The following is a 19,925-nucleotide window of genomic DNA, read 5'->3' on the forward strand; positions in this document are numbered from 1 at the left end:
AGGCTCAGCCCGCGAAGGCCGGATCCCGGATGCCCTTGACGGGTAACTCCGTCCAGCCGTTGGCCGAGGCCTGGAAAAGAACTCCCTTACTGTTCTGCGCAAACAGCTCGCTGGGGGTGTTTCCCACGCTGAGCCGCTGTAGGGCCGGTAGTGCTGGCAGTTCAACCGAATCACCGGAGAGTTCAACATCAATCGGGGTGACATCTGCCTTCCCGGAAGCAAATAACACCACGCTGCTCTCCCCCGCCCAGTACCCCTGATTCACCAAAGAGCCGTCCACGTAGACCGTGCTCGGCGAAGCCAGATCCCGTGGCGCACTCTCCGCGGCAACGTCCTGACGGAGGATCCCGGCAATCTGAACCTGCACTTGTTTGTTCACCACGGAGACCACCAATGCCCTGGTGCCGTCCCTGGAAACCCGGAATGAGGTCACCGTGCGGCCTTTGAGCCAATCCACATTCAGGGTCACTACCGGGTTCGGTTTGCCGCCCTGGGCACCCGGGTACACGGCGTAGACATTTCCGCTGCCGTCCTCGGCCGCTGTCCAAACCCAGTTGCTCGGCGCGAAGGAGGGTGGCGTGAGCTTCTGATTGACTATTGGCTGGGCAATCTGCTGCCCCTGAGCCACCGTGTAGAGGCTGCTCTGAGTGGCATCCAGAAAGGCTACCGAGCCGCCCTCGGCAAAGTGTTTATAGCTCTGCGCCGGATAGCTAGGATGCAGTGCCGCCACCGATTCCAGACCTGCGATCGGGCCTGCCTGACTATTCTCCAAATACACCAGATCGTTATTTGAAACCCCGATCTGCCGGCTGGCGACCGAAGGAGGTTTCAACTTATTGCCGCTCTGCGGATCACTGCCAAGATCAATCGGATCCTGGCCTGCCCGCATTCGGAGGCTGGTGACGCTATTCAGCCCACCCTGCAAAGTGGTCAGTAATTGCGCCTGCATTTGCAAACGGGCGGTCGGAGAAGCATCCAGCAGCGATTTGGCGGTAAGGTCCACGGTGGCCACAGAATTTTCAATCGGCACGGTATCGGCTTGTAGTTGGGTGCTATCGGGGAAAGCGCTGGCCACCGCCCCTTTAAGATAATTGGCCGGACCCTTCAGCAGGGCCTTAACGATCCCGATGGCAGCCGAATCACCTTTTCCGGACAGCCAGCGAACATCCGGCACCACATAGTTGAATCCCGGATCGTAAAAGTAGAGCGAGTAGGACTTGAAAAGGTCCGCGAAGAATTCCGAGGCTAGGGCAATGCCATCGGGCAAACTATTGATCCGCCATTGACCATTGACCTTGACTAAACCGAATTTGAGCGATTCGACCGTACCGGAGCGAAATGGGGTGAGCACTCCATCCACATCCACGCTGGATTGTGCCTTGACTTGAGCATTGAACTCCCCACTGCTACTAGCTGCCACAATGCTTGGCTCACCTTGATAAACCAGGGTTCGTTGGGCACTCTTCCAGGACAGAGCGGCCGCTGGAGTGAGATATTCGCGGGCCACCTGGAAATTATCGGCAATGCCGTTAGCCGCATCCAGGAAACCCAGCACAATGGTCTTCTGGTCCGCATTCGGAACCGGAGGCTGTTGGGTGTATTTGAAATTGATGCTTCCTGCGTCAGCACTGGGGTTCGTATCCACCTTGCCCACACCGCCACCCGTGGGGATGCTGGCACAGCCGGTCAGAATGAGCAGCAAAATAGTCAGCAAGCCAAAGATTTTTGAGGCCGATGATCTCATCATGCTTCTTCCCTCTCCTGAGGAGTTCCGGATTCAAGCGACGACGGCACAACCTGTTCAACGGAGCCCCCAGGAGGAAGCTCTAGCGGCGAATGATCAACCACGATCTGGCGCTGCCGGGGAAGCGTTAATCGGAAACACGATCCTTCCGCAGGGCTGCCCCAGACCTCCAGTTTGCCATGGTGCAGATGAGTGTCCTCGGTGGCGATCGCCAGCCCGAGCCCACTGCCGCCGGTGGTACGAGCCCGTGCCGGGTCAGCGCGCCAGAACCGATCGAAGACCCTACTCAACGCTTCTTGGTTCATGCCGATGCCGTGATCTCGCACTGCGACGGCGACCACCTCTTGATCTGCGGCGACGAATATCTCGATGGGACGTTTCTCGCCGTGTTCCAGGGCGTTAACAATCAGGTTGCGCAGGATTCTCTCGATCCTGCGCGGGTCCATCTCCAACACGTAGTGATTCTCGGGGACCGTCGAAATCACGGTAATGGTAGAACCAATCCGTTCGGCGAGCAGCTGGGTGCTCTCCAGCACCCGGTTGATCACCGCGAACAGCTCCTGGGATTCCCAATCAAGTACGGCTGCACCGGCGTCGAACCGGGAGATCTCCAGTAGATCGGCGAGCAACGCTTGGAAACGTTCCACCTGGTGATACATCAGTTCAGCGGATCGACGGTTGACCGGATCGAAGGAATCGCGGGACTCGTAAAGCACTTCCGCCGCCATCCGCACCGTGGTCAGCGGCGTCCGTAGCTCGTGCGAGACGTCAGAAACAAAATTGCGTTGCATCTGGGAAAGCGTGGCCAACTGAGTAATCTGCTCCTGCAGCGCGGTGGCCATCTTATTGAAAGAATCCCCCAGCCTGGCCACCTCGTCCTCGCCACGGGTATTCATTCGTTCCTGCAGTTGACCCGCGGCCAGCTTCTCCGCCACCAGCGCCGCCTGGCCGACTGGTTGCACGACATTGCGGGTGACATACCAAGTGATGCCCCCAATCAGCAGCAAAAGTGCGGCTCCTGAGCTCCACAGCACCGATTGGATGTAGTTCAGGGTGTCCTGGGTCTTGCCGAGGTCATACACCAGGTAGAGCTCATATTCAGTGTTCACAAGGGTCACCTTGGAACCCATCACCAAAGCCGGGTGAGTACCAGAATTGTTCACCGGCAGGGCAATCGACTTCCAGAATTGACCAGAGTTGTTCTGCACCATGTGGCGCAGTTCATCGGGCACGATCGAGGTTGTCGCTCCGGTATTTGCGGCACTGGCAATCGGGCTGGTGAGAGTCAGCGGATTCGTCTGGCCGGGTGCCAGCACAAGTAAATAGCCCCTGTTCCCGTCCGAAGTACCGCTTTCCAGGCCGAGGAGCACGCCCCGGGCCAATGAGACCAAGGCAGCTTTATCGTGGATCTGTGCCCCGGTGCCGGTGAAGGCATTCTGCACCTGACCGATGCTCCGCATGGACTCCGAGCTGGCTTGCTCCAGCCGCTCCTGAAATAGTCCATTGGCAATCTGATTGGACAGGAAGATCCCCACCCCGCCCACGGCCAGGAAGGTGACCAGCAAGGTCACCATAATGGTCCGGAATTGCAGCGAGCGCCGCCACCGTCCAAGCGCCCAGCCGTATTCACGCTTGAACAGGCCCTGGGCCAACTGCCAGCCCCGCTGAAGCGTCGCCGTCAGCCGACTGAGGAATCCTTCGTTACCCACGGAGCTATTGGCCAGCCTTATATCCCACTCCGCGCACCGTCTGTACAACCTCGGGAGCTTCCGGGTCCCGCTCGATCTTGGACCGAAGGCGCTGTACGTGCACGTTCACTAAGCGGGTATCTGCGGCGTGCCGATAGCCCCAAACCTGTTCCAACAGAAGCTCACGAGTGAAAACCTGCCAAGGCTTACGAGCCAGCGCAACCAACAGATCAAATTCCAAGGGAGTAAGTGAAATCCGCTCCTCCCCCCGAGTCACCAGGTGCCCGGCAACGTCGATGGTCACGTCGGCGATAGTCAGAGTTTCCGGGGCTTTTATGTCCCCCGGGCGTAATCTAGCCCGGACCCGAGCTACCAGCTCGGCGGGTTTAAAGGGCTTGGGCACATAGTCGTCCGCCCCGGATTCCAGGCCGCGCACGACGTCGGAGGTATCGGCTTTAGCGGTCAGCATCACGATCGGTACATCGGATTCGGCCCGGATCAGCCTGCAGACTTCGATGCCATCCAGCCCGGGGAGCATCAGGTCCAGCAGCACCAAATCAGGTTTCCCGTTCCGAAACACCTCCAGCGCCTGTGCACCATCAGCGCAGAAGAACGGTTCGAACCCGTCGTTGCGCAGGACGATACCGATCATCTCTGAAAGAGCTTCGTCGTCGTCGATCACCAAAATACGTGCCTTCATACCTCTATATTCGCTTATCCGGCAGAGTTCTGCTTGCAACCTGCCCAAGGAGCGCCTAATAGAGAGGACGAATTCCACTCAAGCAGCCGAATCGGTGGAGAAACTGGGTAGGCTAGATCAAGGCAGGTTTTTCGCCGGAGTGCCGTGAGATGTGCTGATCTGATGAATCGGAAAGGGTTCGCAATGTCCAATGAGAGCTACCCTCCGGCGATGCCCCCTCAGCAACCCCCGCAACCCCCGTGGGGGCAACCCCCACAGTGGGGGCAGCAGCCCAGTTGGGGACAGCAGAATCAGTGGGGGCAGCCCGCCCCGCAGGCGCCCTGGGGACAGCAACCGCAATGGGGCCAACAGAACCAATGGGGGCAGGCACCCAACGGGCCCTTCCCCGGTCAGCAACCCGGGCAACACTATGTAGCGCCGCCCAAACCCGGAGTCATTCCGCTGCGACCTCTTGGCCTCGGCGAAATTCTGGATGGCGCCTTCCAAGCTGCTCGGCGCAATGGCAAGGCAATGTTCGGAACGGCTTTGCTGGTCCAGGCCGGCTCCACCGTATTGTCGCTGCTGGCCATCTTGCTCAGCGTAGGAGTCGCCTCCGGTAACTTCCTGAACCTGATGGACAGTCTCAATTCGGGATCTTCGTTGAGCTCCACGGATGCTAACAACTTGGGTATTTTCCTGATCGGGGTCTTCGTGGCCATTGCTATCAGTGGCTTCATAAGTGTCATTGCCCTGATGGTCTTACAAGGCGTTCTGGTGATCCCAGTGATGCGTTCCACGGTCAATCGGAGTACCGGTTTCAAACAGATGTGGCGGCTGGCTAAGCCGCGGATTTGGACGTTGATCCTGCTGGCCGTGATCTACGCCGTAGCTGCCGTGGTGCTGATCGCTTTGTTAATCGGCGTAACCATCTTGCTAGCCATGTCGATTGGCTTAGTCAGCATTCCAATCGCCATCCTTTTGGGAATGGGCCTAGTGGTGCTATCGCTTTGGATCACCACCAAGCTGCTGCTGGCACCAGCCGCGATTGTGGTGGAAAATCTGCGGCTTTTTGAGGGGGTCAAGCGGTCCTGGACCTTGACCAATCGCCAATGGTGGCGCACCTTCGGCAGCTTTTTTCTAGCTCAACTGATTGTCGGAACAATTTCCGGGCTAATTTCCTTTCCTGTCTCGATGCTGATGGGAATGCTGACCCCGTTATTGATCCCGAACCCCACGCCCAGTGAGACTTTTGGCGTGCTGATGATCACCCAGGTCCTGTCTTATCTGCTCTCCAGTCTGATCGCTGCCGTGTCTTATGCCTTCCAATCGGGCGTGCTGGCGCTTATTTACGTCGATCTGAGGATCCGTAAGGAAGGCTTCGATCTGTTGCTGCTCAAAGACCTGGAGAATGCCACTGAGGTAAACCCCGATGGCATTCCTGGTGCACCCCTTCCGGCGGCTGCTTGGGCTCCGCAGTGAGGAACTTCGATATCCCGGTAGATCCGGATGCCGATCAGGCCAGGCAATGGGCGATCGATGAGCTCGCCAAACGCCAATACCAGGATGCAAAACCCGGTGTGGGACAGCAATTTTTACAAGCCATCTCGGATTTCTTCAATTGGCTTCTGACCCAGCTCTCGAGCGCCCTGCACGTCGACCCCAGTATCGCCACGGTGATTCTGGTGCTTGTCCCGGTGCTAGTGATCGGGATCATCATCTTCCTGGTGCGGCCCCGGTTGCTGCGCCACCAGCATCAAGATGCCGAGATTTTCGAAGCCGAAAGTGAGCTCAGCGCGGCAGAACATCGAAGGAACGCCCAGCAGGCCGCCGCCGGAGGCGATTTCGCACTCGCCCTAACGGAGCTCTTCCGCGCTATGGTGCGAAGTGCCGAAGAGCGAGTGGTGATCGATCCCCAGCCTGGACGCACCGCCGATGAGGTGACGGTGCTTTTAGTTGCCGCCTTCCCCTCCGAGCAGGCAGCGCTCTGGGAGACGGCACGAGGGTTTAACCGGGTTCGGTATTCCCCTCAACTTTCCGGTCAGCTACGGATCGGATCAGCCGAGTACCAGCGAGCTCTCCGCCTCGATCAGGCTCTGCTGGATCTCAAAGCAGCCGACGACGGCGTGGCCCAGCTTGAGTGGGTTGGTCCACGATGAGTCAACTCACTGCGGATCCTACCAATCCAAGGGAACAAGATCGGTCGGTTGAAGGAGCACCTCGGCAAAGCACGATCAGCCGATTGACCGCTTGGCTGCGGCGGAACCGCTTCTGGTTAATTATTGGTGGAATTTTCCTCCTTGTTGTGATGATCGCGTTGGCGAGCATGTTGAATTCGATAGGGAGTTCTTCGGCCAAGCTATCCCCTACCAACCCCGCGCCGAACGGTGCGATGGCCACCGCCGAGGTACTCAAACAGCAGGGAGTCAAGGTCTCCCAAAGCGATGAGCTGGGTGGCACACTGACCGCGATCTCCGCAGCCGGAGCCGGGCACGTCACAGTGCTGCTCTATGATCAGCAGCGCTTCCTCTCTGCAGAGCAGCTAAAGAAGTTATCGGAGAGTGGTGCCCGCTTGGTGGTCATTAACCCGGGACCACTGGACCTCAAGGCGATCAGCAGCGAGATCAGCTCGGCGGGTTTTTACAATGCGGGCAGCGACCATCAAGATCAGACGGTGCCGGCCAGTTGCAATAACCCGGACGCGGTCGCGGCACAGCAAATTGATGGCGGACGCTCGGCTCTGTACCGCGGGCCGGTGGTCTGCTTCCCCACCGATTCTGGCGAGGGTGGCAAGATCGGTCAGCTGGCACAGTCCACGGACGGCCAACTCACGGTGATCGGCAATACCGCTGTTTTCAGCAATGACCGCCTAGCACACAGCGGTAACGCCGCTCTGGCCTTCCGTCTGCTGGGCCATACCGAGCAACTGATCTGGTATTTACCCTCGACCAAGGACCTCCCGGTTAGCGAACAACACCCGGACCTGGCCAGTTTGCAACCGGGTTGGCTGGTTCCGATCAGCATCTGGGCCTTTTTGGTCGCATTGCTGGCGATGTTCTGGAAGGGACGTCGGGATGGCCCCCTAGTTGAGGAGCCCTTACCGGTGGCCGTCAAGGCTTCTGAAACAGCAATTGGTCGCGCCCGGCTCTACCAGGACGGCCGAGCCCTGGATCGAGCCGCCGCCAGTCTCAGATCGGCGACGTTGTATCGGCTCGCCAAGAGACTCCGATTGGGACCGGCGGCCAGCAAAGAGGCAATCGTTGCGGCAGCCATTCAACACAGCCACTTGCCGGAAACCGAAGTAGCTCGGATCTTGCTGAAGACCCAGCCGGGCACGGATAAAGAATTCCTGCGCTGGTCTCAGGAAGTAGAAAATTTGGAACGGGAACTAGAGAAGGATCAATGAAACGATGAGCGAACAGCCCTATCCTGCCTCCGGCCAACCCTGGACAGCGCAGCCCAGCCAGCAGCCTGCACCACAACACGCTGAATTTACTCAGCCCGCTCAGTCAGCGGCTCCGGTACCAACCCCAGATCCAGCACGTTCGGCGCTACTCGCGGTACGGGCCGAAGTGGCCAAAGCCGTGGTCGGGCAAGACTCCACCGTGACCGGTCTGCTGATCGCACTGCTTTCTCGGGGACATGTGCTGCTCGAAGGTGTGCCGGGCGTCGCGAAAACCCTGTTGGTTAGGGCGCTCTCCACTGCCTTGAGTCTGGACACAAAAAGAGTCCAGTTCACCCCTGACCTGATGCCCGGCGATATCACCGGATCGCTGATCTACGATGCTCATAGCTCGGAATTTACCTTCCGGGAGGGCCCGGTTTTCACCAATATTCTGCTGGCGGATGAAATCAATCGGACACCACCCAAAACCCAAGCTTCGCTGCTTGAAGCAATGGAGGAACGCCAGGTTTCTGCCGACGGAGTTACCTGGCCACTGCCCATTCCCTTTATTGTCGCGGCCACCCAGAACCCGGTGGAATACGAAGGCACCTATCCGCTGCCGGAAGCTCAGCTGGACCGTTTCCTGCTCAAGCTCACCATGCCGTTACCGGAACGGAACGAGGAAATCGAGGTCATCCGCAGGCACAGCCAGGGCTTCGATCCACGCGATCTGCAGGCGGCGGGAGTGCGAGCGGTGGCGGGCAGCACCGAGCTGGAGCTAGCCCGTCAAGCCGTTGCCGCCGTCGAAATTTCTCCCGAGGTGCTGGCCTATATCGTGGACCTAGTCCGCGCTACCCGCTCCGCGCCATCCTTCCAGTTGGGAGTCTCGCCCCGCGGTGCCACCGCCCTGCTGAACACCTCCCGCGCCTGGGCTTGGCTCTCCGGCCGGAATTTCGTCACCCCGGACGATGTCAAGGCACTCACTCTCCCCGCTTTGCGGCACCGGGTTGGGTTGCGAGCGGAGGCCGAAATGGACGGGGTCAAGGTAGACGATGTGTTGGCCAGCATCCTGGCCACTGTTCCGGTCCCCCGCTAGGAAGAGCAGATGGCGATTACCGGGCGGTTCGTCCTGCTGGCTCTGGCCGGGGTGATACCGCTCTTCCTCTTCCCACAGCCACTTACCATGGTGCTGTGGTGCGTTCTGTTGGTGTTGGTATTGGTCCTGGACCTGATCTTGGCAGCCTCGCCGCGAGCACTTCGCTTTGCCCGGCAAGTCCCGGCTTCGGTGCGACTAGACGAATCCTGCCCGACCAGTTTGACCATCGCCAATACCGGGCGCCGTCAATTGCGAGCCCTGATTCGGGACGGTTGGCAGCCCTCTGCAGGTGCCCAGAACGCCCGGCAGAAGGTCTCCATTCCAGCCCGGGAACGACGTCGGCTAATGCTTACGCTGCGACCCTCCCGCCGTGGTGACCTCGCCAGCAAGCAGGTAACCGTACGTTCCTTCGGGCCACTTGGAATGGCGGCCCGCCAACTCACTGTGGAGGTTCCCGGGCTGCTCCGGGTGCTACCGCCCTTCCGTTCGAAACGGCATTTACCTTCCAAACTGCGGCGCCTTCGCGAGCTCGACGGCCGCGCCGCCGTGCAGATCCGCGGCGCGGGCACCGAGTTCGATTCGCTCCGTGACTATGTCCGCGGAGACGACGTTCGCTCCATTGACTGGCGGGCCACCGCGCGACGTCAAGCGGTGGTGGTACGCACCTGGCGGCCGGAACGGGATCGCCGGGTGGTCATCGTGATGGATACCTCACGCACCTCAGCCGCCCGAATCAATGATGAGCCCCGGCTAGACACCGAGATCGAAGCGGCGCTACTGCTTGCCGTGCTAGCCGAGCGCGGCGGCGATCGGGTGGATTTCCTCGCCTTTGATCGACGAGCCAGAGCCCGGGTCGCTTCCAGTCATAAGGGCAATTTACTCTCCTCTCTAGTGCAGGCGATGGCTCCCCTGGACTCCGAATTGATCGAGATGGATTGGACCCAGATCCCGGCTCAGGTGCGCAGCATTTCCGCTCACCGTTCGCTCGTAGTGCTACTGACCTCCCTGGATTCGGGTGCCGCGGAAGAAGGCTTGCTGCCAATGGTGAATCAGCTCGCGCAGAACCACGTCGTGGTGGTTGCCGCAGTGCTCGATCCGGTGCTGGCCCAGATGCGCGCCGAGCGCAGCACTAGCACCGAGGCCTTTCGAGCGGCTGCCGCCGAGCGTGCCATTCTGGACCGGGCCACCCTGAGCGCCCAACTCAAGCAAGCCGGAGCCGAAGTGGTGGATGCTGAACCCTCCGAGCTGCCGCCTAAACTAGCCGATATGTATATCCGCCTCAAGGCTGCCGGACGACTCTGAGCCACGCTCCACCGGGCTGCGCTGAGGGTGAACAGCACTGTTCCGGCGAACCGCCAAAAACTAGGCTGGAAGCTAACTCAGGAGGAACTCATGGCTGAACCGCTGCTGCGCGAGGTGCACGGACTGCTGCTTCGCCGAGCCCGCTTGCGGCAAGGTCGCAAACTTGAGGAGGTGGCCGCTGCCGCGGGCATTTCCATGCAGTACCTTTCGGAAATTGAGCGAGGTCGCAAAGAGCCGTCCTCGGAGGTGCTGGCCGCTGTGTGCGGCGGCTTAGGCACCACCGTAGCGATGCTGACCAGGGCGACTCATCGGCAATACCTGGAGTTGCGGATTGTTCCCGAGCAGGATTTCTCCACGGCACCCGGTCTGTCAGCCCCCGGTCTGTCAACCCCCGACTTGGCAGTGCAGAACTACCGGGGCGGGACCGCCGTCGAGCTACTGGCTGCGTAACTTCCTGGAGCTGACCACAGCATCCGCCAAGCCATAGGCAACGGCCTCCTGGGCGGTAAAGATCTTGTCCCGTGAGGTGTCCGAACGCAAGGTCTCTACCGATTGTCCGGTGTGCTCGCTGAGTACCTGCTCCACCTGCGAGCGCACCCGGCCCAGCTCTTTGGCATGCAGGGAGAGGTCGGTGATGGTTCCCTGTCCCTGACCCGAGGGTTGATGCAATAGGATTCTGGAATGCGCCAACACGGCGCGCTTTCCTGCCGCCCCGGCGGCCAGCAGCACCGCGGCAGCGGAAGCCGCCTGCCCCATGCAGGTGGTGGTGACATCGGGACGAACAAAACTCATGGTGTCGTAGATCGCCATCAAAGCGGTGTGCGAACCACCCGGTGAATTGATGTAAAGGTTGATGTCCTCGTCCGGATTATCGGACTCCAAGAACAGCAATTGAGCCATAATCACATTCGCCACGTCATCGTCTATTTCGGTGCCGACGAAGATAATTCGGTCCCTGACTAAGCGGGAGAAGACATCGAAACTGCGCTCGCCTAGTGGGGTGCGTTCAACAACCGTGGGAATTGTGTACTGAGCCATCACAATCCCGCCCTGCGATTAGACACCGGCACCAACTGCTCTGCGGAGTCCAGTACCCGGTCCACCATGCCGTATTCCCGGGCCTGCTCGGCGGAGAACCAGTGATCTCGATCGCTATCCGCTTCGATCTGCTCAATGTTCTTGCCGATATGTCGAGCCAATAACCCGTTGACCATATCCTCTATCTGGCGCAGATTACGTTCCTGAATCTCCACATCAGCGGTGGTTCCTTGCACACCGGCGGAACCTTGATGCATCAGGATCCGGCTGTGTGGCAAGGCGAATCGTTTGCCTGGAGCGCCAGCACATAGCAGGATCTGCCCCATACTTGCGGCCAAGCCCATGGCCAGGGTGCCAACCTCGTTGGGGATCATTTGCATGGTGTCGTAAATCGCCATCCCCGCGGTCACCGAACCGCCAGGAGAATTAATGTAGAGGCTAATATCGGCGCGTGCATCCTCGGCGGAGAGCAGCAGAAGCTGGGAAACGATGCGAGTGGCGACGGCGTCATCCACCTCGGTGCCCAGCACCACAATCCTCTGGTGCAGTAGCCGGAGTGCAAGCTGTTCGTCGAAGGGGGACGGCGGCGGAACTGTTTGAGTGGTCATCTCCCCATCCTCGGCCGCACAGTGCGAAAGAGCACTGCTGCTCTGCCAGCGGCAGATCTGCTCTGGGTTGATCTGCTCTGGGTTGATTTCTTCCGAGTTGATAGCCTCAGAGGATGTTCGACTACACCTCTACGGCCCGCCGCACGCCGTGGTCTGCCTTGCCCCAGCAGCTACATCGCTCGGTGGAAGCCCAACTCGGCGGCCTGGTGCGATCGGTGGACCTCGCCGGTGGCGGATTCACCCCCGGCTTCGCCGGCATCGTCCGCACTGATACGGCTGAGGTGTTCGTCAAGGCAGCCCCCGCCGCCGAGGAATGGATGTTTCGCTCCTATGCCCGTGAGGCTGAGGTACACGCAGCATTGCCAGCGGGGGTACCGGCTCCTGCCTTATTGAACGCGCAGTTGCTCTCCGCCGGAGACGACGACTGGCAGCTCCTCTTCTTCGAAGCGGTGCGGGGTGGCATGCCCGGCCGTCCTTGGACCGAAAGCCAACTCGCCGCCGTCGAAAGCTCCTTGCTGGCCACCGAAGAGGCTCTCTCCGCTCAGCCACCAACGCTCAAATTCGGCTCGCTCAGTGCGGAGTTCGTTTCCGATTCGAGCCTGCGGGAGGTCTATCACCGCCCGCTTCCCAGTTTCTCCCCCGCGTTATCCGCGCAGGCGTTGCTAGAACTTGACGCTCTGATGGACCTGGCCCCGCAGGCGCTGGCAGGAACCAGCCTGCAACACAATGATCTGCGACCGGACAATATCCTGATGCAAGGCGATCGGGCACTGTTTTGCGATTGGAATTTCCTCTGCTTTGGGCCGCTGTGGGCGGACTGGGTGGTGATGCTGGCCTATGCCCGGATCGGCGGACTGGATGCCGAGTCCTGGCTACGTCGATCAGCACTGAGCTCGAACGCCGATCCGGAACAGATCGATTCCTGGCTCGCAACGCTGGCAGCCTACTTTCTGGATGCCGGAGCCAAGCCGATAGTGGCCAACAGTCCTCGGCTGCGCGAGCATGGTCAGTTCAGTGCGCGGATGCTCCTAGACTGGCTAATCGAACGGCGGCACTGGAGGTGAGCGCGGGAATCTACGCCCAGGGGCTCGGTAGCGACTTCGAGCGCTTACAACCCGAGCTGAAAGAATACTTCTCGCTGGAGCCAGGTTCCGGGCACTACGGCGTGGGGCAGGGTATCTTCGACATCGCTGGCTGTCCGCAACCCTGGCTGCGCCCACTGCTGCGACTCAGCACCGAAGAACGGGCCTTCTTCCCGGAGTACGGCACCCAGATCCCCTTTCGGGTGGAGAACCACGCCCACCTCGACCCTTTCGGACGGCCCAGCCTAACCACTCGGCGAGAACTGGACTTCCCCGGCCAGCGGCGGGTCTTCGAGAACACCACGAGCTTGCTCCCGGCGGGACTGGTCGATTATCTGGGCAGGCACCGCAGAATCGTCACGGACCTGGCGCCCAGTGTAGAAGCCGACGGCACCCTCCGCGCCATTTCACAACACAGTAGGCTCTTCCTTGGCCGCTGGCGACTACGACTGCCGGTTGCCCTCGATGCCAAGGCCTATGCCCGGCAGTGGTGGGACCGGGACTCCGGGCAGCATCGGATTCAGGTCAAGGTGATTCACCCACAGCTTGGAGTCATTCTGCTCTACGCCGGTGGCTTCGATTATGAATTGCACCGCTACCCTTCCGCCGAAGCTGCCGCCCATGGGGTACCAAGTTCCTTGCCCTCCTCGGTGCAGCCCAGCCGGTGGGAAGTTCGTTCCTGAACGTCACACGCGCGCGGTGCTACTCCCGATGTTCAGCTTGCTTCGGCGAACTCACCAAGCGCATCGGCCAAATCGGTTAGCCGCCCCAGCGCCGCGCGTGCTTGCGTGGGTGCAGCAATGGCCAACGCTGGAGCCTCGGTGAGCCGAAGCCCGGCAAGCCTGCTCGATTCCAGGCCAATCTCCCGCCATGCCCGCCAAAGCTTTTGGGCTCGCGAACTCGTGGGCACAGTGGGATCCAGGATCGAATCAATGCCGAGCCAGAGCTTCCGGCCCGATTCAATGGCACCGGCCAGCAGTTCCCATTCTTTCGGTTTCAGGGCGGTGTCCGTCACGGCCACTGCTTCGACTTCGGTGCCCAGTGCCTGATCAAGCGCCTGGGCAGGTACCGAAAGAATCACCTCGTCAGCTCCTGCGGCGTGCGCTGCTTCGATCACGGTGTTCCATAGCATCCGCACCTCATTACTGTTCACCGCCCGAAGACTGCGATAGCCGCTCACCGTGGGGATAGCCCCACCCAGCACCCGGACGATTTCCGGTTCGTCGAGCTGAACCACCATTCGCGCCCCGGGTACGGCAGGCTGCAGGGCGCGCAGATGCTCCAGCACCCCGGCCGCCAGTGACTGGGCAATATCCCGCCGCGCGCCGACGTCGATAAGCGTCCGCTCCCCGAGAGGTAAATGTAGCCCGGCTGCCAGGCTGAGTGGGCCAAGTAATTGGGTTTTCAGCTCCGGCAGCGGTGACTCCAGGGCTCCCACCGTGTCCGCCAGGATATTAATATCCGAGGCGAGCAGGCTGCTAGCTCTGCGTTGATCCGCCCCCGGGCGTTGCACCAACCGCCAACCATATGATTGCAGGTCGACCGGAAGCTCGGTGAGCATGGCCGCGGTCCGTCCCAATAGTTCCGAACCCGCGCCCCGAGCAGGCAGATAAGGCAATGAAGGAAGCTGTGGATGTCCCAGCTCCCCCAGTAAGACCCGGATAGCCTCCGGTAAATCGCTACCCGGCCATGACCCCAGTGAGGTTGCGGTGACCTCAGTCATCGATGCCGTGATTCTCCGAAATCGCTCGGTGGTTACGGATCACCTCGGAAATAATGAAGGTCAGGAATTTTTCGGCGAAAGCTGGGTCCAACTGAGCATCCTCGGCCAACGCTCTCAATCGGTCAATCTGCGCGGCCTCCCGCGCCGGGTCTCCTGCCGGAAGCTGATACCTAGCCTTGAGCACACCGACCCGTTGAGTGGCTTTAAACCGTTCGGCGAGCAGGTGCACCAGGGCGGCATCAAAATTGTCGATACTGGACCGTACCGAGAGCAGTTCAGCCATCACCTCGGGGGCGATCTGCCCCGAAAGCGAGCTAGCGGCCGGATCAAAATTGTCGTGGGGCAAACTCATGCTGTCAGTCTCTCACGATGCCGCAGGCCCGCGCCGAAAGCATCGCCAACGTTGCAGCAAGCAGGAACTCAAGCCGCTGGGCTAACATTTCGGCGCGAGACGGCGGGTTCGGAATCGACCATGGCATCAAGCTTGGCCAAGCGATTGGCGGAAAGCTCATCCAGCGGAGTCACCGTCATCAGCCGGGTATCCCGCTGCTGATCAAGCCACAGGGTGGTGAACTGCAGTCGCAGGGCGCCCACTCGAGGACTGTTGAAGATCTTGGCGTAGCTGGTGCTGCGCTGTACCTGCTGCGCCTCCCATACTTCGGTGAAATAGGCGGAGTCAGCCTTGAGCTGGTTCACCAAATCGATCCAATCGGCCTCGTCCAGATGGGAAGCCATATTTGCCCGGAACCTGGCGACCATGCTGTGGCAGACCTCCTGATAACGCTCACCATAAGCCGTTTTCCAGGCCGGATCATTGAAGATCATGGACAGGCAATTATGTGGTTGCCCATCAGCGTGCTCCTCGACATCTCCGATCAGGAAACGATAGACCCGGTTCCAAGCGAGCAGATCGTATCTCCCGTTTTGAATGGCACAGGGGTAGGGCAGCATCTTTTGCATCACCGTCAGGTGATATTCATTGACGTCTTCGCACTCGGGTACCACTACTCTGGCATCGACGCCCGCCAGGGTCAGCAGGTGCCTATGCTCGCTGCTATCCAAGTGCAAGGCCGTTGCCACCGCGTTGAGCACCTGGGCGGAGGCATTGATATCCCTGCCCTGTTCCAGCCAGGTATACCAGGTAACCCCCACCCCGGCGAGCTGGGCAACTTCCTCCCGGCGGAGGCCCGGAGTGCGACGGCGGCCAAAGCTCGGCAGGCCAACGTCGAAGGGTCGCAGCCGATTGCGCCGGTCACGCAGAAACTGCCCCAATTCGAGCCGTGAATTGCTACTCATCGATGTCCTCTCCCGAGTGAACAAGCTTTAGCCGCCATACAGGCAGCTTAAGTACTAGGATAAACAGGCTCCTAGTAACAGGATAAGCCTCAGCCTAGACTAGTTTCATGACCTCCGCTCCACAACAAACCACACCGCCAGGAACAACCGGAGAGCTAGCGGGCAGGCCCAAATCCTCCGGTTATCTGGTGATGATCGCGGGCTCCTTCCTGGGCACCTTCACCATTGGGGCCTCGAATGTGATCATTCCGTCCCTGGGTAGCGATTTACATGCCGATGGTGCCGGGCAGAGCCTTGTGCTGAGTTCCTATAACGTGCTCTTTGCCGCCGTACTGATCCTCTCGGGACGGCTCGGCGATCGCTTCGGCCGCCGCAGGCTTTTCATTACTGGTCTAGTGCTCTTTGCGGCAACTTCCGTTTTCACCAGCCTGGGCAGTTCACTCGTCCCAGTCATTATCGGCCGCGCCGTGCAGGGACTGGCTGTTGGTCTGCTCTGGCCGCAGGTGCTTGCCACCATCCAAACCAGTTTCACCGGTCCGCTACGAGCCAAGGCAATGTCGCTCTATGCCGCCGCCGTCGGGCTGGGAACCGGGGTGGGCCAGATTCTGGCCGGCGCCTTGGAAACCGTGAATCTGTTCGGGCTCGGCTGGCGACCGGTGATGTGGGTCAGCGCGCTGATAGCCCTCGTGCTGGCGGCGCTGAGCTACCGGGTGCGACCGAGCCATTCGGAAGCTCCACTAGCGATGGACCGCACCGGCTCGGTGCTACTCGGCCTCGCACTGGCCTGCTTCGTTATCTCTTTGACCTTATTCACCTCCGGTGGGGTGCTCTGGGTCGCGGTACTGCTACTCGTCGTCGCGCTGCTCTGCGGATTTCTCTTCCTTCGCTGGGAGTCCCGGATGGAATCCTCCGGAAAGATCCCGCTCGCGCCACCGTCACTACTCAAAGTCCCGGCGTTGCGTACCGGACTGCTGATGACTGTGCTGTTCTTCGGCGGTTACGGGGGTTTCCTTTACCAGTTCTCGCTGCTCACTCAGCGCGGCATGCACTACAGCGGACTGGCCTCTGGACTAGCCCTGACCTTGTTCGTGCTCTCCTTTGCCATCGCCTCCATCCTGATCCGGAAGATCAATCAGCTGCTTGGAAAGTGGACCATGCTGATCGGCTCGCTGTTCCAAGCACTGGCAATTCTGGCCCTGGCCATCGAGTTCCTAACCGAAGGCCTCGATGTTCAACAATGGCTGGAACAACTCACCCTGATTGTGCTTGGCGTGGGTCAGGCGATGATGTTCGGGCCGCTGATCGAGACCGTGCTGGCTCAAATTCCCAACTGGGCAGCCGGTTTGGGCAGCGGTCTCTTCAGCACCGCGCAGCAACTTGGCTTATCCCTCGGCGTCGCAGTTCTCGGAGGTGCCTTTGTGGTCCTCTTCCAACTGCCAGCCGTGGGATTCGCACTGGCCTTCACAATCTGCCTAGGCATCCAGTTACTCACCAGCGCCGTCTTCGGCGTGCTGGCCTGGCGCCTGCAAACCTCCACCAACCCCAACCCCAACGCGCGAGTGCACACTTAACGCCCATGTTTGGTGCCCAGGATAGGCGTTAAGTGTGCACTCGCGCGGTGTGTGGAAGTGATTTAGCCGAGCAGACCTCGGTGCGCTTCCCGACGGGCGGCTTGCTGAACCGGATCGGGTACCGGCAAGGAAGCGATCAGTCGCTTGGTGTAATCGTCCCGCGGCGCCCCCATCACCTGCGAGCCAATGCCTTCTTCCACCAGCCGGCCCTTGTAGAGCACACCGACCCATTCCGAAAGCATGTCCACCACGGCCAGGTCGTGGCTAATGAACAAGGCGGCGAAGCCGAACTCCCGCTGAATTTCCTTGAACAGTTCCAGCACCTTGGCCTGCACCGAAACATCCAGCGCGGAGGTCGGCTCATCGGCGATCAGTAGCTTCGGGTTGAGCGCCAGCGCCCGGGCGAGCGAGGCGCGTTGCCGCTGGCCACCGGAGAGCTCATGCGGATAGCGATCAGCGTACGACGCCGGCAACTGGACTGCCTCAAGCAGCTCACCAACCTTTTTGCGCACCTGAGCGGGCGAATCCGGGGTATGAATCAGCAGTGGCTCGGCCACGCACTCACCGATTTTGAGCTGTGGGTTGAAGGAGGCTGCCGGATCCTGGAAGACAAACCCAATGTCCTTCCGCAGCGGCTTGAAGGTCCGCTCCCGGAAGTCGAGCATCTCGTAGCCCAGCACCTTGAGCGAGCCGCCGGTGGTCTTATTCAGCCCTGCGATGGCTCTGCCAATCGTGGTCTTGCCCGAGCCGGACTCCCCCACCAGGCCAAAGACCTCGCCGGCGGAGATGGTGAAACTCACCTGGTCCACGGCCCGGAAACCCGCCCGGCCAAACCTACCCGGATACTCGATCACCAGGTCCTTCGCAGATACCAACACCTCGGCGTCCTGATGTGCCCGCTCGGTCAGCCCCGCAGAGGCAGAATGGCGGCCCAAATGGGGCACCGCAGCCAGCAAAGCCTTGGTGTACTCCTGCTGTGGCGCGGAGAAAAGCTCTTCGGCGCTAGCTTCCTCAACCACATCGCCCTTGTACATCACCACTACCCGGTCGGCCAGATCGGCCACCACCCCCATATTGTGAGTGATCAGCACAATGGCGGTGCCAAACTTATCCCGGACATCGCGGAGCAATTCAAGGATCTCGGCTTGCACCGTGACATCGAGCGCCGTGGTTGGTTCATCGGCCACGATCAGTGCCGGGTTCAGCGCTAGAGCCGCGGCAATCACCACTCGCTGTTTCTGCCCGCCGGAGAACTGATGCGGATAGTAATCCACCCGCTTTTCCGGTTCCGGCATGCCTACCTTGCGCAGCGCCTCAATGGCTGCTGCCTTGGCTTCCTTACGGGAGATCTTGCTGCCGTCCTTGGCTCGGTGTGCTCGGAGCCCTTCGGCGATCTGCCAGCCCACAGTGTAGACCGGGTTGAGCGCCGTGGAGGGCTCCTGGAAGACCATCGAGACGTCCCGACCGCGCACCGAACGTAGTTCCCGATTAGAAATCGAGACCACATCGTGGCCGTTCACCAAAACCACCCCGGAACTCACCGCTGTCTCCGGCAAGAGACCGAGGATGGTTTTGGCCGTGACCGTCTTTCCCGAGCCGGATTCACCCACAATGGCAACCACTTCGCCGGGCGCAACGCTCAGGCCGACGTCGTCAACCGCTTTGACGTCTCCGCCGTCGGTGGCGAAGGTGACCTTCAAGTGCTCAATCTCGAGGACCTTTTCGCTCATGCTGCTGCTCCCTGCGGGTCCTGAGCCACTTGGCTCGTTTTCTTCTTGCCGGCCCGGCGGCGACCGCGCAGCCGGGGGTCGTTCAGATCGTTCATGCTCTCGCCCACTAGGGTCAGCCCCAGCACGGTCAGCACAATGGCCGCACCCGGGAAGACACCCGTCCACCAGATTCCGCTGGTGGCGTCCGCGAGCGCCTTGTTGAGGTCGAAGCCCCATTCGGCGGCGGCGGTCGGCTCGATGCCGAAGCCCAGGAAGCCCAGTCCGGCCAGGGTCAGGATTGCCTCCGAGGAGTTCAGCGTAAAGATCAACGGCAGGCTTCGAGTGGCATTTTTAAAGATATGCCTGCCCACGATCCGCCAGGTAGAAGCGCCGACCACCTTGGCGGATTCCACGAAGGGTTCCGCCTTAAGTCGAATGGTCTCCGCCCGAATTACCCGGAAGTACTGTGGCACAAAGACCACTGTGATGGAGATAGCTGCCGCGAAGATGCCGCCCCAGAGGTCGGAGCGCCCGCCGCTAATGATGATCGACATCACGATGGCCAAGAGCAGGGAGGGGAAGGCAAAGATAGCGTCCGCTATTACCACCAGCACCCGGTCCAGCCAGCCGCCGATATAGCCGGAGAGCAGGCCGAGGATCACACCTAAGAAGATCGAGAGCAGCACCGCGATGACAATCACCGAGATCGCGGTCTGCGCACCCCACATCGTCCGAGAGAAAACGTCGTAACCGCCCACTGTGGTGCCCCAGATGTGTTCCGCTGAAGGAGCCGCCTGGGTGGGGAACTCGCCAGCGGCATTGCTCAGCTGGCTAAAGCCATAGGGGGCGATCAGCGGTGCGAAGATTGCCGCCAGCACGAACAAGCCGGTCAGCACGGTGCCGACAATCAGCATGCCGCGTTGCAGCCCGACGCTGATTCGCAAGTGCGAAACGATTGGCAAGCGGGAGAGGAACGATGGCTTGCGCACCGAAGGAAGAGCAGTCAT

The 19,925-nt window shown here is 60.5% G+C and carries 19 protein-coding genes; 9 read left to right on the plus strand and 10 right to left on the minus strand.

The annotated features are described in order from the left end of the window. Positions 1 to 4 precede the first annotated feature (4 nt). The 3 genes from FHU41_RS05650 to mtrA are packed head-to-tail and all read right to left on the minus strand — an operon-like array spanning position 5 to position 4,132. Complete coding sequence (locus tag FHU41_RS05650) at positions 5 to 1,747, minus strand: LpqB family beta-propeller domain-containing protein (protein WP_179388619.1); 1,743 nt, start codon at positions 1,745 to 1,747, stop codon at positions 5 to 7. After that, positions 1,744 to 3,453: an MtrAB system histidine kinase MtrB gene (gene mtrB / locus FHU41_RS05655; RefSeq protein WP_343046251.1), complete on the minus strand. Its 1,710-nt coding sequence runs from the start codon at positions 3,451 to 3,453 to the stop codon at positions 1,744 to 1,746. The genes FHU41_RS05650 and mtrB overlap by 4 nt, the downstream gene beginning before the upstream one ends. Positions 3,454 to 3,457: 4 nt before the next feature. Further along, a complete protein-coding gene (mtrA, locus tag FHU41_RS05660; protein ID WP_179388620.1) occupies positions 3,458 to 4,132 on the minus strand; it encodes an MtrAB system response regulator MtrA in 675 nt (224 codons plus the stop codon). Between the two features lie 183 nt (positions 4,133 to 4,315). On the opposite strand from mtrA, the gene FHU41_RS05665 reads away from it, so the two are divergent. From FHU41_RS05665 to FHU41_RS15265, 6 genes are all read left to right on the plus strand, one after another. Beyond that, entirely contained in the window at positions 4,316 to 5,590 is a 1,275-nt protein-coding gene (locus FHU41_RS05665; protein ID WP_179388621.1) for a DUF7847 domain-containing protein, read from the plus strand. Further along, entirely contained in the window at positions 5,587 to 6,267 is a 681-nt protein-coding gene (locus FHU41_RS15390) for a DUF4129 domain-containing protein (protein WP_179388622.1), read from the plus strand. The genes FHU41_RS05665 and FHU41_RS15390 overlap by 4 nt, the downstream gene beginning before the upstream one ends. A gap of 167 nt (positions 6,268 to 6,434) precedes the next feature. Next, the gene (locus FHU41_RS05675; RefSeq protein ID WP_179388623.1) at positions 6,435 to 7,514 is read left to right on the plus strand and encodes a DUF4350 domain-containing protein; all 1,080 of its coding nucleotides are present in this window, start codon (positions 6,435 to 6,437) and stop codon (positions 7,512 to 7,514) included. Positions 7,515 to 7,518: 4 nt separating this feature from the next. After that, a complete protein-coding gene (locus FHU41_RS05680; protein WP_179388624.1) occupies positions 7,519 to 8,589 on the plus strand; it encodes an AAA family ATPase in 1,071 nt (356 codons plus the stop codon). A 9-nt stretch (positions 8,590 to 8,598) separates the two neighbouring features. Beyond that, entirely contained in the window at positions 8,599 to 9,891 is a 1,293-nt protein-coding gene (locus FHU41_RS05685) for a DUF58 domain-containing protein (protein WP_179388625.1), read from the plus strand. A gap of 90 nt (positions 9,892 to 9,981) precedes the next feature. Then, on the plus strand, positions 9,982 to 10,341 hold the full coding sequence (locus tag FHU41_RS15265) for a helix-turn-helix domain-containing protein (protein ID WP_179388626.1): 360 nt from the start codon (positions 9,982 to 9,984) through the stop codon (positions 10,339 to 10,341). On the opposite strand, the gene FHU41_RS05695 is transcribed toward FHU41_RS15265, so the two are convergent. Then, positions 10,327 to 10,929, minus strand: a complete 603-nt coding sequence (locus tag FHU41_RS05695; RefSeq protein ID WP_179388627.1) for a ClpP family protease — start codon at positions 10,927 to 10,929, stop codon at positions 10,327 to 10,329. The genes FHU41_RS15265 and FHU41_RS05695 overlap by 15 nt on opposite strands. Then, positions 10,929 to 11,537, minus strand: coding sequence for a ClpP family protease (locus tag FHU41_RS05700; protein ID WP_179388628.1), 609 nt, complete (start codon positions 11,535 to 11,537; stop codon positions 10,929 to 10,931). Before FHU41_RS05700 ends, FHU41_RS05695 begins: the two co-directional genes overlap by 1 nt. 113 nt (positions 11,538 to 11,650) lie before the next feature. On the opposite strand from FHU41_RS05700, the gene FHU41_RS05705 reads away from it, so the two are divergent. Both FHU41_RS05705 and FHU41_RS05710 read left to right on the plus strand, forming a co-directional pair. Beyond that, complete coding sequence (locus FHU41_RS05705) at positions 11,651 to 12,601, plus strand: phosphotransferase (protein WP_179388629.1); 951 nt, start codon at positions 11,651 to 11,653, stop codon at positions 12,599 to 12,601. After that, on the plus strand, positions 12,598 to 13,302 hold the full coding sequence (locus FHU41_RS05710; protein ID WP_179388630.1) for a DUF4166 domain-containing protein: 705 nt from the start codon (positions 12,598 to 12,600) through the stop codon (positions 13,300 to 13,302). The genes FHU41_RS05705 and FHU41_RS05710 overlap by 4 nt, the downstream gene beginning before the upstream one ends. A 32-nt stretch (positions 13,303 to 13,334) precedes the next feature. Here the strand turns inward: FHU41_RS05710 and FHU41_RS05715 are convergent, their stop codons facing one another. The 3 genes from FHU41_RS05715 to FHU41_RS05725 form a co-directional block, all read right to left on the minus strand. Continuing rightward, the gene (locus FHU41_RS05715) at positions 13,335 to 14,342 is read right to left on the minus strand and encodes a uroporphyrinogen decarboxylase/cobalamine-independent methonine synthase family protein (protein WP_179388631.1); all 1,008 of its coding nucleotides are present in this window, start codon (positions 14,340 to 14,342) and stop codon (positions 13,335 to 13,337) included. Next, the gene (locus FHU41_RS05720) at positions 14,335 to 14,694 is read right to left on the minus strand and encodes a chorismate mutase (protein ID WP_179388632.1); all 360 of its coding nucleotides are present in this window, start codon (positions 14,692 to 14,694) and stop codon (positions 14,335 to 14,337) included. The genes FHU41_RS05715 and FHU41_RS05720 overlap by 8 nt, the downstream gene beginning before the upstream one ends. Positions 14,695 to 14,762: 68 nt before the next feature. Then, entirely contained in the window at positions 14,763 to 15,638 is an 876-nt protein-coding gene (locus FHU41_RS05725) for a helix-turn-helix transcriptional regulator (protein WP_179388633.1), read from the minus strand. A gap of 107 nt (positions 15,639 to 15,745) precedes the next feature. On the opposite strand from FHU41_RS05725, the gene FHU41_RS05730 reads away from it, so the two are divergent. Further along, positions 15,746 to 17,209 carry an MFS transporter gene (locus tag FHU41_RS05730; protein ID WP_179388634.1) on the plus strand — a complete coding sequence of 488 codons (1,464 nt, stop codon included), beginning with the start codon at positions 15,746 to 15,748 and terminating at the stop codon, positions 17,207 to 17,209. Between the two features lie 62 nt (positions 17,210 to 17,271). On the opposite strand, the gene FHU41_RS05735 is transcribed toward FHU41_RS05730, so the two are convergent. Both FHU41_RS05735 and FHU41_RS05740 read right to left on the minus strand, forming a co-directional pair. After that, on the minus strand, positions 17,272 to 18,939 hold the full coding sequence (locus FHU41_RS05735; RefSeq protein ID WP_179388635.1) for a dipeptide ABC transporter ATP-binding protein: 1,668 nt from the start codon (positions 18,937 to 18,939) through the stop codon (positions 17,272 to 17,274). Then, a complete protein-coding gene (locus FHU41_RS05740) occupies positions 18,936 to 19,925 on the minus strand; it encodes an ABC transporter permease (protein WP_179388636.1) in 990 nt (329 codons plus the stop codon). Before FHU41_RS05740 ends, FHU41_RS05735 begins: the two co-directional genes overlap by 4 nt.

Source organism: Psychromicrobium silvestre (assembly GCF_013408295.1).
Lineage (GTDB): Bacteria > Actinomycetota > Actinomycetes > Actinomycetales > Micrococcaceae > Renibacterium > Renibacterium silvestre.

What these genes read in the sequence shown, in the direction of transcription:
- FHU41_RS05700 (WP_179388628.1), bottom strand. Translation starts at nt 11,537, where the DNA reads ATGACCACTCAAACAGTTCCGCCGCCGTCCCCCTTCGACGAACAGCTT.
- FHU41_RS05675 (WP_179388623.1), top strand. Translation starts at nt 6,435, where the DNA reads ATGTTGAATTCGATAGGGAGTTCTTCGGCCAAGCTATCCCCTACCAAC.
- FHU41_RS05715 (WP_179388631.1), bottom strand. Translation starts at nt 14,342, where the DNA reads ATGACTGAGGTCACCGCAACCTCACTGGGGTCATGGCCGGGTAGCGAT.
- FHU41_RS05735 (WP_179388635.1), bottom strand. Translation starts at nt 18,939, where the DNA reads ATGAGCGAAAAGGTCCTCGAGATTGAGCACTTGAAGGTCACCTTCGCC.
- FHU41_RS05725 (WP_179388633.1), bottom strand. Translation starts at nt 15,638, where the DNA reads ATGAGTAGCAATTCACGGCTCGAATTGGGGCAGTTTCTGCGTGACCGG.
- FHU41_RS05730 (WP_179388634.1), top strand. Translation starts at nt 15,746, where the DNA reads ATGACCTCCGCTCCACAACAAACCACACCGCCAGGAACAACCGGAGAG.
- FHU41_RS05665 (WP_179388621.1), top strand. Translation starts at nt 4,316, where the DNA reads ATGTCCAATGAGAGCTACCCTCCGGCGATGCCCCCTCAGCAACCCCCG.
- FHU41_RS15265 (WP_179388626.1), top strand. Translation starts at nt 9,982, where the DNA reads ATGGCTGAACCGCTGCTGCGCGAGGTGCACGGACTGCTGCTTCGCCGA.
- mtrA (WP_179388620.1), bottom strand. Translation starts at nt 4,132, where the DNA reads ATGAAGGCACGTATTTTGGTGATCGACGACGACGAAGCTCTTTCAGAG.
- FHU41_RS05740 (WP_179388636.1), bottom strand. Translation starts at nt 19,925, where the DNA reads ATGACTGCTCTTCCTTCGGTGCGCAAGCCATCGTTCCTCTCCCGCTTG.
- FHU41_RS05680 (WP_179388624.1), top strand. Translation starts at nt 7,519, where the DNA reads ATGAGCGAACAGCCCTATCCTGCCTCCGGCCAACCCTGGACAGCGCAG.
- FHU41_RS05695 (WP_179388627.1), bottom strand. Translation starts at nt 10,929, where the DNA reads ATGGCTCAGTACACAATTCCCACGGTTGTTGAACGCACCCCACTAGGC.
- FHU41_RS05720 (WP_179388632.1), bottom strand. Translation starts at nt 14,694, where the DNA reads ATGAGTTTGCCCCACGACAATTTTGATCCGGCCGCTAGCTCGCTTTCG.
- FHU41_RS05650 (WP_179388619.1), bottom strand. Translation starts at nt 1,747, where the DNA reads ATGATGAGATCATCGGCCTCAAAAATCTTTGGCTTGCTGACTATTTTG.
- FHU41_RS05685 (WP_179388625.1), top strand. Translation starts at nt 8,599, where the DNA reads ATGGCGATTACCGGGCGGTTCGTCCTGCTGGCTCTGGCCGGGGTGATA.
- FHU41_RS05705 (WP_179388629.1), top strand. Translation starts at nt 11,651, where the DNA reads ATGTTCGACTACACCTCTACGGCCCGCCGCACGCCGTGGTCTGCCTTG.